Origin of the sequence: Ketobacter alkanivorans, assembly GCF_002863865.1 — a bacterium.
Lineage (GTDB): Bacteria > Pseudomonadota > Gammaproteobacteria > Pseudomonadales > Ketobacteraceae > Ketobacter > Ketobacter alkanivorans.
The window spans coordinates 4,841,516-4,859,745 of the sequence record NZ_CP022684.1 but is presented as its reverse complement, the minus strand read 5'-3'; the positions used below and the strand labels follow the sequence as shown (position 1 = coordinate 4,859,745).

General features: G+C 43.9%; 14 protein-coding genes. 1 reads left to right on the top strand and 13 read right to left on the bottom strand.

The annotated features are described in order from the left end of the window. Positions 1-112: 112 nt before the first annotated feature. The 3 genes from Kalk_RS20875 to Kalk_RS20865 all read right to left on the bottom strand — a co-directional run bounded on the left by Kalk_RS20875 (position 113) and on the right by Kalk_RS20865 (position 2,514). Positions 113-988 (bottom strand): IS3 family transposase, encoded by an 876-nt coding sequence (locus Kalk_RS20875; RefSeq protein WP_158643622.1) that lies wholly within the window; start codon positions 986-988, stop codon positions 113-115. Continuing rightward, positions 922-1,278 (bottom strand): transposase, encoded by a 357-nt coding sequence (locus Kalk_RS20870; RefSeq protein WP_199767979.1) that lies wholly within the window; start codon positions 1,276-1,278, stop codon positions 922-924. The genes Kalk_RS20875 and Kalk_RS20870 overlap by 67 nt, the downstream gene beginning before the upstream one ends. A 552-nt stretch (positions 1,279-1,830) precedes the next feature. Continuing rightward, a complete protein-coding gene (locus Kalk_RS20865) occupies positions 1,831-2,514 on the bottom strand; it encodes a hypothetical protein (RefSeq protein ID WP_158643621.1) in 684 nt (227 codons plus the stop codon). A 162-nt stretch (positions 2,515-2,676) separates the two neighbouring features. On the opposite strand from Kalk_RS20865, the gene Kalk_RS20860 reads away from it, so the two are divergent. Then, positions 2,677-3,882, top strand: coding sequence for an IS256 family transposase (locus Kalk_RS20860; RefSeq protein WP_101892936.1), 1,206 nt, complete (start codon positions 2,677-2,679; stop codon positions 3,880-3,882). Positions 3,883-5,162: 1,280 nt separating this feature from the next. Here Kalk_RS20860 and Kalk_RS20840 read toward each other — a convergent pair. The 10 genes from Kalk_RS20840 to Kalk_RS20790 all read right to left on the bottom strand — a co-directional run bounded on the left by Kalk_RS20840 (position 5,163) and on the right by Kalk_RS20790 (position 17,769). Continuing rightward, positions 5,163-5,705: a hypothetical protein gene (locus Kalk_RS20840; RefSeq protein ID WP_101896092.1), complete on the bottom strand. Its 543-nt coding sequence runs from the start codon at positions 5,703-5,705 to the stop codon at positions 5,163-5,165. Between the two features lie 142 nt (positions 5,706-5,847). Then, positions 5,848-6,231 (bottom strand): DUF4345 domain-containing protein, encoded by a 384-nt coding sequence (locus tag Kalk_RS20835; RefSeq protein ID WP_101896091.1) that lies wholly within the window; start codon positions 6,229-6,231, stop codon positions 5,848-5,850. A gap of 156 nt (positions 6,232-6,387) precedes the next feature. Beyond that, on the bottom strand, positions 6,388-6,576 hold the full coding sequence (locus tag Kalk_RS21830) for a pentapeptide repeat-containing protein (RefSeq protein ID WP_407656840.1): 189 nt from the start codon (positions 6,574-6,576) through the stop codon (positions 6,388-6,390). A gap of 1,349 nt (positions 6,577-7,925) precedes the next feature. Continuing rightward, the gene (locus Kalk_RS20825) at positions 7,926-8,369 is read right to left on the bottom strand and encodes a CopD family protein (RefSeq protein ID WP_101896089.1); all 444 of its coding nucleotides are present in this window, start codon (positions 8,367-8,369) and stop codon (positions 7,926-7,928) included. 128 nt (positions 8,370-8,497) lie between these two features. After that, on the bottom strand, positions 8,498-9,079 hold the full coding sequence (locus Kalk_RS20820; RefSeq protein WP_101896088.1) for a hypothetical protein: 582 nt from the start codon (positions 9,077-9,079) through the stop codon (positions 8,498-8,500). Between the two features lie 3,728 nt (positions 9,080-12,807). Beyond that, the gene (locus tag Kalk_RS20815; protein WP_101896087.1) at positions 12,808-13,221 is read right to left on the bottom strand and encodes a cupin domain-containing protein; all 414 of its coding nucleotides are present in this window, start codon (positions 13,219-13,221) and stop codon (positions 12,808-12,810) included. Between the two features lie 670 nt (positions 13,222-13,891). Next, entirely contained in the window at positions 13,892-14,332 is a 441-nt protein-coding gene (locus Kalk_RS20805; RefSeq protein ID WP_101896085.1) for a hypothetical protein, read from the bottom strand. Positions 14,333-16,213: 1,881 nt separating this feature from the next. Next, positions 16,214-16,663: a PIN domain-containing protein gene (locus Kalk_RS20800; protein ID WP_101896084.1), complete on the bottom strand. Its 450-nt coding sequence runs from the start codon at positions 16,661-16,663 to the stop codon at positions 16,214-16,216. A gap of 60 nt (positions 16,664-16,723) precedes the next feature. Beyond that, positions 16,724-17,182 carry a hypothetical protein gene (locus Kalk_RS20795; protein ID WP_101896083.1) on the bottom strand — a complete coding sequence of 153 codons (459 nt, stop codon included), beginning with the start codon at positions 17,180-17,182 and terminating at the stop codon, positions 16,724-16,726. Positions 17,183-17,298: 116 nt separating this feature from the next. Beyond that, positions 17,299-17,769 (bottom strand): GNAT family N-acetyltransferase, encoded by a 471-nt coding sequence (locus Kalk_RS20790; RefSeq protein ID WP_101896082.1) that lies wholly within the window; start codon positions 17,767-17,769, stop codon positions 17,299-17,301. Positions 17,770-18,230: the final 461 nt, after the last annotated feature.

Genomic DNA, 18,230 nt, shown 5'->3' with positions numbered 1-18,230 from the left:
GAAGTTAACGGGCGGTGCGCAGTGGAATTGGTTTGTGCAATAATGAGCAAAGCGAATGCACAAACCAATGGAGCGTAGCGCCGGGGAGTTCCTTCGATAAAGTGGACACTCGTCAGTTATATCGCGCCTGTTCAAACTCAATCGGGCTTAAATAGCCTAGTGATGAGTGTATACGCTCTCTGTTGTAAAAATCTACATAGTTCTGCATCGCTTTATAAAGCGTATTCTTTGCCACGAATGTTTTCCGGTGATACATGTCAGACTTCATTGTTTTGTACCAAGACTCCATATGAGCATTGTCGTTCATGGTCTTTCGTCTGTTAACGCTCTGTTCGATTCCCACTCTCGTTAAATAAGAGCTGAATTCAGAACCGAGAAACTCTGCGCCTCTATCACTATGTACAATGGGCATTGTATCAGGCTGCCGTTCCATGAGCGCTCGTTTTAATACACGCTTGGTTAGTTTACTGCTCTTATGCTCACCTATGGACCATGCCAGCAAATGACGCGAGAATTTATCCAGAACCGTCGCCATATACTTATATTCACCGTTCACTCTCAGATAAGTGATATCAGTCAGCCAGACTTGGTTGACGCTGGTGAGCTTAATATCTTTGATCTTGTTCTTGGTGCTGCCGAAGAACTTGGTCATCCAGGGTGTAGGTTTGTATAAAGTTTTAGAAACCGCCTGAATGCAATTTTCTCGCATTATCCGTGCTATTCTGGCTTCACCTACATAAAAGCCTTCTCTTTTTAACTGTTGATAAATCCTGGGGCTGCCGTAGGTTTCGCCGCTTTCTCTGAATACTCGACGTATCTCAACAAGCAGATCAGCATCCCTCAGTGCTCTCTCACTCTGTGGTCGGTCTCGCCAGGCATAGAATCCGGATCGACTCACGTTGTATAGCTCGCACATCACCGCTACCGGGAGTTCTTCTTCGTGATCGTAGATGAACTGGAAGATGTCTGCTTTCGCTTTGAATCCCACTCGATTGCTTTTTTTAAAATTTGATGTTCAACAAGAAGGCGCTTATGGGCCTTCTCTAGCTTTCTTAATCGTTTTAGTTCAGCAGCGGTTTCACTGTCGAGATCAATACCTTTTGACATAACTAGTCCTTCTCTCACTTGTTTACGCCAACGCGAGAGCATAAGCGGATGAATACAAAGAGACTCTGCCACATCGTTGGATTGGACTCCAGGTAACTGGCTTAATTTGACTGCTGTAGCTTTAAACTTATCTGTGTACTTGTAGGTCGTTCTTGGGCCTGGTTTTGGCATTGTTTTGACTCCTAGATTGTTAGGTCTAAGTGTCTACTGAACCGAGGGAACCTCCCCGTCCCGTTGAACGACTTGTTATAACTAAAATGGGTTAACTGTTTGTATTGGTTGTATGAATTCGGCTAATTTTTACTTGCCTTAATACAGCATGACAAGGCCATCAGAAATGGAATTACCATAAAATAACAGAATAATGAAAATTTGAACCATCTAGTAATACCCTGCCTTAACCCCCAAAACTGCCAATACTGACTATACACACCGCTAGACTTTGGATACATAACTTGCTCTTTTTCTCGCTGCTGAATCTCACCCGAAGAATCCGCATAGCTTTCATAAATTTTAAAATCACGCATATCTGGAGAATACAAGCCATGCAATACGATTGGAAAGATGACTGAGAATGCAAATCCGATCACAAGTATATGTTTCATTTATCTAGAATCAGTGTCTCATGGTGCGGAGTAAGTTTTGGATATGATCGGGGTTATAACGCTGTGTTAAGCGGACCGGCGTAGCGGAAATGGTTTGTGATAAAATGAGCGAAGCGAATCACAAACCATTGGAGTGTAGCCGGGTCCGCTTGAACACTTTGTTATGAATCTTTTCACAGAGCTGAGCAATTGAAATATTTCCATAATTAACACTTTCGCTATCTGAATAAGACACCGTGTATTCAGAAATCACCAATTGACGATCGATATTTGAAACCAAGTAGTTTAGGTAAGGAATATCGATATCATCTGAAGATAGTAATATTTTCATTTTTGTTCCTGAATAAGAGATTCCTATACCTTTCTGTGGAGTCCTCATTGAGAGTTGATTTCGAAATGCATCTAATTTGTGTTTTAAATCATGAATTTTTTGCTCTTGATCTTCGACTATATGAAATTTATAACCTGCGCCTGCATTAGAGATAACAAGCTTATTGCCGACCAGTGATATATCTTCAACACTTCCAAAATACACGTTACCAAACAACCCCCAGCAAACCTTATCATCGTATATGGTGAGTGGGAACTCAGACCTATATCGCTTATCAAATTTTGCACGATATTTTGAATGCAAGCCGAATATTACTGAGATAAAAACAAACCCAAATCCTAACTGCTTAATGTGGTGATTCCCATCACTCAGAAATATACAAACAAAAGCAGTCAAGCCAAAGATAAATGCAATCATGCTGTTAGATTTGTAAGCGATAATTTTCATAGTGCGTGAATTACGTGATTTCATAACGCTGTGGTAACCGGCCCTGCGTAGCGGAGGCAACATTTGATAAAATGAGCGAAGCGAATCAAATGTTGGCGGAGCGTAGCTGGGTCCGGTTGACCACTTTGTTGGTAGTGTTCAGAATTCTGTGTCATTTCTTTATCATTAGACCAAAAGAGATGACCTATGACCAAACCTACTTTCGATATGGAAGCCGCCCTCAAAGCCCTGCGTGAAGGCCAAGACCTCACTGGCAAGGACGGCATCCTGACACCCCTGATCAAACAGCTCACTGAGGCCGCCATGAAGGCCGAGCTGGAAGAGCATCTGGCCAACGAGGAAGCCCCTAACCGTAAGAACGGCAAGTCTTCCAAGACCATAAAAGGCCCTACGGGCAGCTTTGAGCTGGATACCCCCAGAGACCGGTCTGGCACCTTCGAACCCCAGCTGGTCAAAAAGAACCAGACTCACCTCACCGATGAATTGGAACGCAAGATCCTGGCTCTGTTTGCCCTGGGTAACAGCTATCAGGACATCCGCGGCCATATTGCCGATCTCTACGGTGTCGAGCTTTCCAATGGTACCATCAATGCTGTCACCGACAAGCTTCTCCCAGAGCTTCAGGCATGGCGTGAGCGAGATCTGGAGGCTATCTATCCGATCGTCTGGCTGGATGCGATTCACTACAAGATCAAGGAAAACGGCCGCTATGTCAGCAAGGCTATCTACACCATTCTGGGCCTCAATATCGAAGGCAAGAAGGAGCTGCTGGGCCTGTATTTATCGGATCAGGAAGGTGCTCACCACTGGCTATCTGTGTTGACCGACCTGAACAACCGGGGCCTAAAAGATATTCTGATTGCCTGCGTGGATGGCCTGAAAGGCTTCCCTGAAGCCATTGAGACCATCTACCCCGACACCGAGATTCAGCACTGCATCATCCACCAGATCCGCAACTCCATGAAGTACGTTGCCTCCAAAAATCAGAAAGCCTTCATGAGTGACCTGAAGTGCGTTTACAAGGCTACCACCCTCAACGCCGCAGAAATTGCCTTGGACGACCTGGAAGCCAAATGGGGCGACAAATATCCAATGGTAATCCAGTCTTGGCGCAGTAAATGGCCGACGTTATCGACTTACTTTAAGTACCCGGATTACGTGCAGAAGGCGATCTACACGACAAACGCTGTCGAGGCTGTACACCGCCAGTTCCGCAAACTCACTAAGACGAAAGGCGGCTTCCCTAATGAAAACAGCTTACTGAAGCTGTTGTATGCCGGTATACTCAAAGCCACTGAGCGATGGACTCACCCGATACAGAACTGGAACCTGACGCTGTCACAGCTCACAATCCACTTCCCAGACCGGCTGGAGAAATACATCAGCTTATGACGCCGCTAGGCTGACACAGAATTTTGAACGCCCTCGGTCCGGTTGACCGTATTGTTAAAACTAGATACTCGACCAAGTACCGAAAATCTGTAATTTAATGGCTCTATCAAAACCAGATGCCCAGTCACCAAACTTATGTCGCCCCATAAATTATACAAACCAAAATGAATTTATTTCTCACCCTTTTTCTTCATACTCTTAGCACGATCTTCTTTATTGTAAGATCGTCGCCTTCGTATTCGATATGCCAAATTTGATAAAAATATATACACCAAAAATACTACAATAGCCCAACCTACAAAGTCGCTCTCTGTTATCTGATCATCAAACATCGACCCTATCGATAGCTTCATTATTATACGAACAATTAGATCGAAGATTATATCCATTCAAGTACGCTGAAAATCTTACACATGTGAGTTTTAACGCTTTGGTAACGGGACCGCCGGAGCGGAGCTAGCATGTGGTAAAGTGAGCGCAGCGAACCACATGCTAGCGGAGCGTAGGTGGTTCCCGTTGACCAACTTGTTAGAAATCATGTGATGCCGTAACTCAAACCCAAATAAAAAATATAGGTGAATGCAATGAATAATGTACTTGAAAGTATTACATTAAAGCCGCCTTCAAGACCGTCTAAATACTTAAATGCAGGACTAGATGTATCACTCTCTGCACTATTCACGATTGATTTAAACTTAAAGAGAGCATAAATCAGAATAGCCAGTAAACCCGCAACTATTAGAGCCTTCATCTCATAGAAAACGAACACAATCAGGTAAACAAATATCACGCCTACATTTACATATAAAAGCAACTCTAACAGCGAGAATTCATCTTTATACCCAACTTCATCCTCTAACGGTTTTAGATTTCTAATCTGCTTTCAGAGAGAGATGACCAATTGAAATCAAACCAAGCAATGCAATTAAACCGTACAAAAAAGCTATCCTTATTCATTAATGTAATGTTTCATTAATATCCGACGGATTTCTAACGCCTGCATCACAGGAGACAACGGAGCAGAGCCGATTGTGGTAAAGTGCGCGTAGCGCACCACAATTGGCGGCGCGTAGTTGGCTTCCTGTGTATGCACTTGTTAGGCATCGCTGTACTTGATGTTGGTTATATGCATAAAGCTCGTTAATTTCTCGTTGATACTTTTAAATATCACCTTGAAGTCCTTTCTTTCTTTCGCCTTGCCCTGTCTCATTACTCGCGCCTGAGCTCCACATGTGTGAGCAATAAAGTCAGCAATTTCCATAGGCGGAAAACACGCAGATTTAGGCATAACAGCTATGCTCAACTTTAATTCTTGAATCCCCTCTTTCTAGCTCCTTGTTCGACAAGCTTCTAAGGATTCTATTCTCCACCCTATCAGATGCCTCAATGATGATCACAAATCTATCAAATATTGCCCACTGACCCACATCGCATAACCTTGCTAGTAATGCATTACCCAATAGATCAATAATAGATTCTTCAGTTTCGTTTGAAATCTCATGGCGAGTAGTCACGCCAACCCTGAAGAACTCGTAACTTTTAAAATATTCCGAAAGCCCTTCTATTTGATCTCTTGTAAATTGAATTTCGGATGCATGAAGTGGTCTTTCTACTGATCCAAACAGCCGATTACACAAATTACTCCATGGACCATCAATCAGCCTCACATAGTCGATCACCATAAATCCGCACCCAGCTAATCCAAACACTGGGTGCGCTGGATCTTTGAATCTCTCATTGCCAGTATCATCAATAGCAAATACCAGCGTGTTCGGACCAAAGATTTCTAGGCCGTTGTCTGTTTCAAAATTAAGTTGATCCATCGCATGTCAAATCTTTAGTTTGAACCTTGGTGTTGCCTAACGCTTTGGTAACGGGACCGCCGTAGTGGAACAGGCATGTGGTAAAGTGAGCGCAGCGAACCACATGCCTGTGGAGCGTAGGTGGTTCCCGTTGACCAATTTGTTATGTTGGTAATTTCTGTTTGTAATACAGAAACAATAAAATAGGTGGAACAACAAGCTCTAATACTGTTGCTCCGATTAGCGGTGTAGACGGTAAACCAGAAAGCAATATAGAAATAAGCCTAGCAACACCACCAAGGAAAAATAACGCTGCAATACCAGGTATAAAACCTATGCGAGAGCCGAGATCTCTAGACACCCAAAAATTGAACACACCATAACCAACCCAAAATACTGCAAAAAATCGCATCTCGTTATCATGAGTAGCACCAGCACCACCTACTGCCCCAGGTACAGATGCCGACCCGCCGAATATGACGTTCAATCCAGTAACAACCGCGACTAAAGCTATAGCCAATAAAATCCATCTTAATATTTTTTCCATTACTACAACCCGAATCACTTAGAAAGAATGGAACATGGAGAGACATAACGCAAAGTTAACGGGCGGTGCGCAGCTGAATTGGTTTGTGCAATAATGAGCGCAGCGAATGCACAAACCAATGAAGCGTAGCGCCGTCCCGTTGAACGACTTGTTAGGCTAACCCTTGCGAACGCCGTAACCAGTGCAATTAATAACTTTTGACCCATAATCAATTGAATCACTAAAGCTACAACCACTACCGAGGTTATCTTTTACAAAATTGCAGTCTAGGAACTCACACTCTACGAACCTGCAACCAGAAAAGCTAGTTCCTCTAAATACACAGTTCGTGAATTTACATTGCATAAAATTAGAAATATTAAAAAGTCCCCAATACCACTCTACGTTTATAAACTCACAACTAACAAAGTCAGAACCGATGTCTAAACCATACATATCAAGACCGTTAAACTCACAATATTTGTAATATTGTTCGTCCCAATCTTCAGACTTCAAATCGTTCTGTTTAAATAGCCGATGCTTCATCTTATTGCCTAACGCGAAGTTAACGGGCTGCGCGCAGTGGAATTGGTTTGTGCAACAATGAGCGCAGCGAATGCACAAACCAATGGAGCGTAGCGCCGTCCCGTTGAACGACTTGTTAGAGCAAGAGCCTGCAACACCTGCCCTACCCTTTAACCACCACTAAAATTGGTTTTAAAAACAAGAGCGTGAACTTTAAACACCCATTACGCTCGGTGGTGTACAAAAGAAAACCAAAACCAGTCGTATGGCACTATGCCATCACATGCGAAAGCGGACCACCCAACCTGACTTGGCTTTGAAACAAACCTGGAGCAAGTGACTAGTTTAAGCACCCGCTCAGTGAAGACCAATGGTTTGCTGCCAATGTGTTTTTTAGGTTTTTTGTTTTGACCGTGTTCATCGACCACACGCCCAAAACCAACCACCAAACTGCTAAAAATCAGCCTGACGAATATGTGCTCTAACGCTTTGGTAACGGGACCGCCGTAGAGGAGCTAGCATGTGGTAAAGTGAGCGCAGCGAACCACATGCTTGCGGAGCGTAGGCGGTTCCCGTTGACCAACTTGTTATGTGCTTTTTGCACTCTAAAACTGATATTGAGCAAACCCATTTTAAAACTTATATAAAAATGGATTACTTTGCTATTCACTGTGAACAGCTCTAATCAATTAAATTGAATTTAGATTGACACCAATGCATCAAAACCACTCAAACTATTGTTCTTTCAGAGAAGTGAAATTTGTTTAAATCTAGCCGCAATTTTATATGTTGATTCACTACCTTATTGGGCTGGACACCATCCAATACCTCCAGGGCAATAACATTCGTTCCCGATGCAATACCCACCAAAATATGTTTTGCAGCCATAAGCACTAAACGATATTAACAAAACCACTCCAATCTTAACCAAGGTCTTTTTCATTTTGATACCCATCCCTGTTGTCTTTTTCTTTCTATGGAATATTTATACGTGAATTCATCATTTTCGACCCACTGAAATCCATGGGGTTTTAAACTCCAATTCTAACAGCACCGCACCTGAAGCCGCATAACGCGAAGTTAACGGGACCGGCGGAGCGGAAGTGGGTTGTGCAATAATTGGCGCAGCCAATGCAAAAACCACTGGAGCGTAGCTGGGTCCCGTTGAACGACTTGTTAGCAAAAGGCCACTAATACAACCAACCCGTTCTAACTGAAACACCCGCAAATACGAACAATATGGACATGATCGTGACAGGAACTATGTGCCACGCCATTAGTTTAAGTGTTTCAGGAGACAAACGCGGAATCACCCTAAATCGAGCATGAAGTGCGAACAGGAACGTAATTAAAAGTAAAACAAACTTTAACAAAAGTGCATGAGTTAATGGATTTTCCAAATCAAACCACCCCTTCACGCTAGGCAGCATGTTATAGGATAATGCAAGCCCTGTAGCAATTTGAATAATCAAGGCAGGCATACCTATCTTTTCATAAACTTTTTCGAAATCTAACAATATTTCCGGAGACCGATGCCTCAGTGATCTTGGAAGAATCACAACAGAAAGGACTATATGACCACCGGTCCAAATCGTCGCACCGATAATATGTAAAAATAGTAATACACCGTACATATATGGAATTCTCGTGAAATTGCTAACGCTTTGGTAACGGGACCGCCGAAGCTCCACAAGCATGTGGTAACGTGAGCGCAGCGAACCACATGCTTGTGGAGCGTAGGTGGTTCCCGTTGACCAACTTGTTAGGCACCCCAGTATTCGTATTTAACTCGCAAAGCCAATGTTGCAATAAATGCAACCAGTGCATAAGAACTTAATAGGAACAGTGCCGCAAGAAAACAAGCAAACAGCAGAAAACCGTTACTGTAAAAATACAATGTTCCAAACGAAACCATCACACAAATTGAAAAGGCCATAATTGCCAACGAGCCAATATATGAGATACTCAACTGTTTCGCTAAACACTTAACATATATTGCAACGGCGTATGTATCTAGGCATATAACCTCGTTACTTCTTAACAACCACCTCTTATACAACTGAAAACATACAAGGGAACCGACAACACCTATTACAAACGCATACTCAGTAGCCACAGGATATAGTTTTCCAAGCAAGTAGGCAGGCATTCCAAGGCCGACCAATAAGAACCCAACCATCATAACAACGTATCTCAGTTTGCTAAGCTGGTCCTGACTTATTCGAATTGCCTTTCTAGAAAAATACCCTGGAGAAAAAAGTAATTTTCCTCTCCCTATTCCACGCTCAAGCTCTTTATGAGCCTTATCGGATGCTTCTATTATCGATTCTACGAATTTATTCATTTGCCTAACGCGAAGTTAACGGGCGGCGCGCAGTGGAATTGGTTTGTGCAATAATGAGCGCAGCGAATGCACAAACCAATGGAGCGTAGCGCCGTCCCGTTGAACGACTTGTTAGAGCAAAAGCCTGCAACATCTGCCCTACCCTTAAACGACCACTATAATTGGTTTTGAAAAACAAAATCGTGAACTTTAAACGCCCATTACGCTCGGTGGTTTACAACAGAACACCGAAGCCAGTCGTATGGCACAATGCCATCACATGCGAACGCGGACCACTCAACCTGACTTGGCTTTGACCAGAACCTGGAGCTAGTGACTACTTAAGCATCCACTCAGTGAGGACCAATGGATTGATGCCTATCTGTTCTTTAGCTTTTTGTTTTGGATATGTTTATTAGTCACACATCCAAAGCCAACCACCAACCTGCCAAAAATCAACCTGACGAGTATGTGCTCTAACGCGAAGTTAACGGGTGGTGCGTAGTGGAGTTGGTTTGTGCAACAATGAGCGCAGCGAGTGCACAAACCAATGGAGCGTAGCGCCGTCCCGTTGAACGACTTGTTAGAGCAAGAGCCTGCAACAACCGCCCTACCCTTTAACAACCACTAAAATTGGTTTTAAAAAACAAGAGCGTGAACTTTTAACATCCATTACGCTCGATGGTGTACAAAATAACACCCAAACCACTCGTATGGCACTATGCCATCACATGCGAACGCGGACCACACAACCTGACTTGGCTTTGACCAGAGCCCGGAGCAGGTGACTATTTCAAGAACTCACTCGGTGAGGACCAATGGTTTGCTGCCTATCGGTTTTTTAGCTTTTGCTTTGGCTGTGTTTATTAGCCACGCATCCAAAGCCAACCACCAACCTGCCAAAAATCAACCTGACGAGTATGTGCTCTAACGCGAAGTTAACGGGCGGTGCGTAGCGCCGTCCCGTTGAACGACTTGTTAGAGCAAGAACCTGCAACAACCGACCTACCGATTAACGACCACTAAAATTGGTTTTAAAAGCAAAAGCGTGAACTTTAAACACTCATTACGCTCGGTGGTATGCAAAAGAAAACCAATACCACTCGTATGGCACTATGCCATCACATGTGAAAGCGGACCACCCAACCTGACTTGGCTTTGATAAAAACCTGGAGCAAGCAACAATTTCAAGAACTCACTCAGTGAGGACCAGTGGTTTGCTGCCAATGTGCTTTTTAGGTTTTGTTTTGACCGTGTTCATTGGCCACGCACCCAAAACCAACCAACAACCTGATAAAAGTCAACCTGACGAGTATGTGCTCTAACGCGAAGTTAACGGGCGGTGCGCAGTGGAATTGGTTTGTGCAATAATGAGCGCAGCGAATGCACAAACCAATGGAGCGTAGCGCCGTCCCGTTGAACGACTTGTTAGAGCAAGAGTTTGCAGCACCTGCCCCACCCTTTAACGACCACTATAATTGGTTATAAAAAACAAAATCGTGAACTTTAAACGACCATTACGCTCGGTGGTGTACAAAAGAAAACCCAAAACACTCGTATGGCACCATGCCATCACATGTGAAAGCGGATCACCCAACCTGACTTGGCTTTGACAAGAGCCTGGAGCAAGTGACGAATTTAAGCACGTACTCGGTGAGGACCAATGGTTTGCCGCCTATTGGGTTTTCAAGGATTTTGTTTTAACCGTGTTTATTAATCACACATCCAAAACCAACCACCAACCTGCTAAAAATCGGACTGACGAATATGTGCTCTAACGCGAAGTTAACGGGCGGTGCGCAGTGGAATTGGTTTGTGCAATAATGAGCGCAGCGAGTGCACAAACCAATGGAGCGTAGCGCCGTCCCGTTGAACGACTTGTTAGAGCAAAAGCTTGCAGCACCTGCCCTACCCTTACAACACCACCAAAATTGGTTTTAAAAAACAAAAGCGTGAACTTTAAACGCCCATTACGCTCGACGGTGTACAAAATAACACCCAAATCAGTCGTATGGCACCATGCCATCACATGTGAAAGCGGACCACCCAACCTGACTTGGCTTTGACCAGAACCTGGAGCAAGTGACTAATTTAAGCACCCACTCATTGAGTACCAATGGTTTGCAGCCTATATGCTTTTTGAGGTTTTTTGTTTTGACCGTGTTCATCGACCACACACCCAAAACCCACCACAAACCTGCCAAAAATCAACCTGACGAGTATGTGCTCTAACGCGAAGTTAACGGGCGGTGCGCAGTGGAGTTGGTTTGTGCAACAATGAGCGCAGCGAATGCACAAACCAATGGAGCGTAGCGCCGTCCCGTTGAACGACTTGTTAGAGCAACAACCTGCAACAACCGACCCACCGATTAACGACCACTAAAATTGGTTTTAAAAAACAAAAGCGTGAACTTTGAACACCCATTACGCTCGGTGGTGTACAAAAGAACACCCAAACCAGTCGTATGGCACAATGCCATCACATGTGAAAGCGAACCACCCAACCTGACTTGGCTTTGACAAGAACCCGGAGCAAGTGACTATTTCAAGAACTCACTCGGTGAAGACCAATGGATTGCTGCCCATTGGGTTTTCAAGGTTTTTGTTTTGACCGTGTTTATTGGCCACACACCCAAAAACAATCACCAAATTGCTTAAAAAAACCTGACGAGTATGTGCTCTAACGCGAAGTTAACGGGCGGTGCGCAGTGGAATTGGTTTGTGCAACAATGAGCGAAGCGAGTGCACAAACCAATGGAGCGTAGCGCCGTCCCGTTGAACGACTTGTTAGAGCAAGAGCCTGCAGCAACTGCCCTACCCCTTAACGACCACCAAAACCGGGTTTAAAAAACAAGAGCGTGAACTTTAAACGCCCATTACGCTCGGTGGTGTACAAAAGAACACCAAAACCAGTCGTATGGCACAATGCCATCACATGCGAAAGCGGACCACCCGACCTGACTTGGCTTTGACCAGAACCTGGAGCAAGTGACTAATTTAAGCGCCGACTCGGCGAGGACCAATGGTTTGCAGCCTATTGGGTTTTCAAGGTTTTTGTTTTGGCCGTGATTATTAACCACACATCCAAAGCCAACCACCAACCTGCTAAAAATCAACCTGACGAGTATGTGCTCTAACGCTTTGCTAACCGGCCAAGTTGCGCCGTGCCAGCATGTGGTAAAGTGAGCGGAGCGAGCCACATGCTGGTGCGGCGTAACTTGGTCCGCGTTGAGCAACTTGTTATGCGCATATTGCTCGGATACTTTCTAACTGTACTTAAGCACATATTTTCAGTGAGAACACAAACAGAATAAACCAACAATTTGACAACAGGATACTCAAAGTGATTGCTGTGCGTGCATAAATTGGAATTATAGGCTGGACGATAAGAAAAAAAACAACAGCCAATTCCAGAACCAACCATAAAACACTTGCACCAGCATATCCAGAATGACAAGTAAGCCCATCATATGTGAAATACATGAACAGAAATGCGCAAACAGTAGAAATGCATATGAAGGCTAAAAATATTGCGCCTACAAGCACTCTCCATTTTGGCATGGATGTATTTGTCAGGTCAGCAATAATGTTATCAAGATAGCTCATCATCTAGCACATTCGAGAATATACGTTCGCATAACGCTTTGGTAACGGGACCGCCGGAGCAGAACAAGCGTGTGGTAAAGTGAGCGAAGCGAACCACACGCTTGTGGCGCGTAGGTGGTTCCCGTTGACCAACTTGTTATGTGCTACTTTTTGATACTAAGAGGCTTACCTTTAACGCCAGCATAGAACACCAATAACTCAGCATTGGTGGAACCAGTGTTTGTGCCGTAATGAACAGTATTTACTAATTCGACTACCGAATCACCTGCCCTAAGCACTACTTCATCTTCTAGCTCAGAGACCACTGTAATTTCACCTGCGACTATTACCGCAGCATTAATTACTGGATGCTCATGCTTCTGAACTACAGCGCCTGGTGGAACTACCACCTTTAATATGGTGATTTCAGGAGTACCATCTGAGTATTTCGGCAGATCCTTACCATCCCAGCTTTTACTAGTTTTAATGAGCGTTTCAAACAGAACTTCCGGTGCTTCGTCTGCATTCACGTAACAACAAAACAAAGAAACCAAAAGCAAAACTAAACTTTTATACATGTTCCTGACCCGTGGAAAAACATAACGCTTTGGTAACGGGACCGCCGGAGCAGAACAAGCATGTGGTAAAGTGAGCGCAGCGAGCCACATGCTTGTGGCGCGTAGGTGGTTCCCGTTGACCAACTTGTTATACAAACCCACCGACCCGCTTTGTTTTTTTGTAAACCAAAGTTTTTGCTGAAAATTTACAGCAGAAGTAACCACTAAAAACAGAGTAAAAACCTAAGATGGAAGCTCTCCCCCGTGATTTAAAAATCGAATTCACAGGATTAATTCAACCATAAACTATCTATTTGTTCGAAATACGAAGCCGAGAACTCTTGCCATCTTCTTGGAACCGATCATAAACCCTACAAGAAACAGAAAGATAGCGAAAACGAAAGCATAGTTATTATCAATAAATGCTTCGTCACTTGCGTACTTGGGAAAAACTCTAATTAGAACAAAGAACTGAATCATCAAAAAGGTGATATACCCGATAACGGCCGAAAGAACGCCCGTCGATATACGATCTGACATCTTCAATTTTCTGTTACTCGCCATTCACTGTATAACGCAAAGTTAAGGGGACCGGCGCAGTGGAGGTGGTTTGTGCAACAATTGGCGCAGCCAATGCACAAACCGCTGGAGCGTAGCCGGTTCCCCTTGAACGACTTGTTAGCCAAGCAATTTATTGACACTTTTCAGCATATAACCCTGAAAGGCCCAATAATGCAGTGGCCAACCCCCCATCCATCAAAGCATCGCAAAGATCTTTATCAGCTTTTTGATTTTTACTATATCTGTACGTACGATCTGATTGGAAATTAGTATCCGACTGCTCTCCGTCTGCCGGCACAAGCTCGACGCTTACATTTGAATCCGGACTGAGATAACCACGACTCTCAAATTCAATTCTACTGACCTTGTGCTCTACCGAGTTCACTTTTTCGCGGATATCCGAAATGTCATGATCAATTCGATTAGCATACTCAGCAATGTGCTCGCGTATTCCTGCCTGCTGTAATTTTACATTTTCTAAATCAGATGAGATATTCCTATAATCGAAGTATAGAAATATCAAGCCGATAATATTAAGAATTACTAAGCTGTTAATTAATTTTTGGATCATGTTTTCTCTATTCGGCTAACGCGAAGTTAACGGGCGGTGCGTAGCGGAATTGGTTTGTGCAATAATGAGCGCAGCGAATGCACAAACCAATGGAGCGTAGCGCCGTCCCGTTGAACGACTTGTTAGAGCAAGAGCCTGCAACAACTGCCCTACCCTTTAACGACCACTCAAACTTGGTTTTAAAAACTAAGAGCGTGAACTTTAAACGCCCATTACGCTCGGCGGTGTACAAAAGAAAATAAAAACCACTCGTATAGCACTGTGCCATCACATGCGAAAGCGGACCACCCAACCTGCCTTGGCTTTGACAAGAACCTGGAGAAAGTGACTAATTTAAGCACCAAATCGGTGAGGACCAATGTGTTGTAGCCAATATGCCCTTTTCGGTTTTTGTTTTGGGTGTGTTTATTAACCACATACCCAAAGCCAACCACCAAACTGCTAAAAATCAGCCTGACGAGTATGTGCTCTAACGCGAAGTTAAGTGGCAGCGCGTAGTGGAGCTGACTTGTGCGACAATTTGCGCAGCAAATGCACAAGTTAGCGCAACGTAGCGATGTCCACTTGAACGACTTGTTAGAGCAATAACCTGCAACACCTACCCTACCTTTTTAACCACCACCAAAATTGGTTTTAAAAAACAAGAGCGTGAACTTTAAACACCGATTACGCTCGATGGTGTACAAAAGAAAACCAAAAACACTCGTATGGCACTATGCCATCACATGCGAAAGCGGACCACTAAACCTGACTTGGCTTTGATAAGAACCTGGAGTATGTGACTAATTTAAGCACCCACTCAGTGAGGACCAACGTGTTGCAGCCAATATGCTCTTTTCGGTTTTTGTCTTGGCCGTGTTTATTAACCACACACCCAAAGCCAACCACGAACCTACAAAAAAATAACCTGACGACTATGTGCTCTAACGCGAAGTTAACGGGCGGTGCGCAGTGGAATTGGTTTGTGCAACAATGAGCGCAGCGAATGCACAAACCAATGGAGCGTAGCGCCGTCCCGTTGAACGACTTGTTAGAGCAGGAGCTTGCAGCACCTGCCCTACCCTTTAACCACCACAAAAATTGGCTTTAAAAAACAAAAGCGTGAACTTTGAACGCCCATTACGCTCGATGGTGTAAAAAAGAAAACCAAAAACACTCGTATGGCACTATGCCATCACATGCGAACGCGGACCACCCAACCTGACTTGGCTTTGACAAGAACCTGGAGCAAGTGACTAATTTAAGCACCCACTCAGTCAGGACCAATGGTTTGAAGCCTATTGGGGTTTTAAGGTTTTCGTTTTGGATTTTTTTATTAGCCACACACCCAAAACCAACCACCAACTTGCTAAAAAACAACCTGACAAGTATGTGCTCTAACGCGAAGTTAACGGGCGGCGCGCAGTGGAATTGGTTTGTGCAACAATGAGCGCAGCGAATGCACAAACCAATGGAGCGTAGCGCCGTCCCGTTGAACGACTTGTTAGAGCAAGGGCTTGCAACACCTGCCCTACCCTTTAACCACCACATAAATTGGTTTTAAAAAACAAAAGCGTGAACTTTAAACACCCATTACGCTCGATGGTGTACAAAAGAAAACCCTAAACACTCGTATGGCACCATGCCATCACATGCGAACGCGGACCACCCAACCTGACTTGGCTTTGACAAGAGCCTGGAGCAAGTGACTAATTTAAGCACAAACTCAGCGAGAACCAATGGTTTGCAGCCTATTAGGTTTTTAAGGCTTATGTTTTGGCTTTGTTTATTAGCCACACACCAAAATCCAACCACCAACCTGCTAATAATCAACTTGACGAGTATGTGCTCTAACGCTGGAGTTAAGCCGCGGCGCGTAGCGCCGTCGGCTTGAACGACTTGTTAGGCATATAATTGGATAAACGAATCGTAGTTAACCGCCAGGCCATCGACCAGAGTATTTGCTTTTGACAGCATTTTCTTATCTTGTGTAAGAATGATTGAACCCGTAGAAATAGCTTTGACAACGTAAATCATATCTGCCGATTTTAGATCAATAATTCCGTGCGAATTTAGAGACGGAATAAATTCATTTACAACAAAAGATTCATCAATAGCCAATATCGCTATATCTGGAAGATCGATATCTGTTCTTACCAGCACACCCTGCTTGTTTTTGTACTCACAAATAATTGCAGACTTGAATTCACAAAATCCATGCGCCGGCATAGATACCTTTATGCTCTTAGAAAGAAGTATCGAAAAAGCCGACTTTGCTTTCTCGTGTTCTTTTCTATGCGGGAGCATATAGTCAAGTATCGTGCAGACATCGATGATAATGCTTTTGTTCATGGTTTTGCCTAACGCTGGAGTTAAGCTGCCGCGCGTAGCGCGGTCAGCTTGAACGACTTGTTAGCATTTATCTGCGACATTACAAAAGAATTGTCGGACATATGCACTGTAAATTATAGGGAGTTGCTGCCTGAAGGCGTCCTGATTATTACCAAGACCTAGACCTATTGCTTTTTCAATATCTGGAAAATGAGAAAACCGACCCTGCCTATACGCGGTTTCAATTTCTTTGATTACAGGCCAAATAGGAACATCCGACGAATCAAACTCATCCCAAGCATTTACCAATATTGACAGAAGAGCTATTGAAGCCCCGCTTTGGAGCAATTCAATGTCTAGTGAAAATGTGTAGCCTTCTGGCTCATATACAACAGCGTCTATGAAATCCAACGGACTGAAGTTACCGCAGTCTATATTGTGTCCAAAGCCTGAATACGATCTAACCATATCAAGAAACATGAATAAGATGTCTCTTATCGCATTCTCAGCTTGATGTAAATTTTGAGTTGTAATTTCCATGTTTTAAATGCTAACGCTTTGGTAACGGGACCGCAGTAGTGGAACAGGCATGTGGTAGAGTGAGCGCAGCGAACCACATGCCTGTGGAGCGTAGGTGGTTCCCGTTGACCAACTTGTTATGTGCTAATTTTCAATATTAACAATACACGGTCATTACCACTGCCATCATAATTCTTGATGTCTAGCGGACAACCTTCACTATCGTATTTTGATGCTCGAAAGCCCATTGCCTGATGATAGGATAGCGACTGTGAATTACTCGGTGACGTAACACATTTTACGTACTTGCAATTATTAGAACGAGCAAAATCTATAAATACCTTATAGATAGCAGAAGCAATACCCTTTTCACGAAATTCAGGATCAACACCTGTAAAATGAATATATGCAGTATCAGGATGTACTGGAGACAAAAAGCCAACTACAAAACCAACGAGCCGTCCATCAAGTACGTAACAGAAGCTCGAATGAGTAAAATGATCGAAAAACAAACGAGGCAACATATCCTTAACTTCGCGCCCTCCCCACCAATCAATTACGCGATCAATGACAAACTCATAATCAGCAGAGGTTAAATTTCTTATCATTTTTTATACACCGCATAGCACGCCCTCACATAACGCGAAGTTAACGGGACCGGCGGAGCGGAAGCGGTTTGTGCAACAATTGGCGAAGCCAATGCACAAACTGCTGGAGCGTAGCTGGTTCCCGTTGAACGACTTGTTAGAGCAAGAACCTGCAACAACCACCCTACCCTTTAACGACCACCATAATTGGTTTTAAAAAACAAAAGCGTGAACTTTAAACGCCCATTACGCTCGGTGGTGTACAAAAGAACACCTAAGTCACTCATATGGCACGATGCCATCACATGTGAAAGCGGACCACCCAACCTGACTTGGCTTTGACAAGAGCCTGGAGCAAGTGACAATTTCAAGAACTCACTCAGTGAGGACCAATGGTTTGCTGCCAATGTGTTTTTTAGGTTTTGTTTTGACCATGTTTATTGCCCACGCACCCAAAACCAACCACCAACCTGATAAAAGCC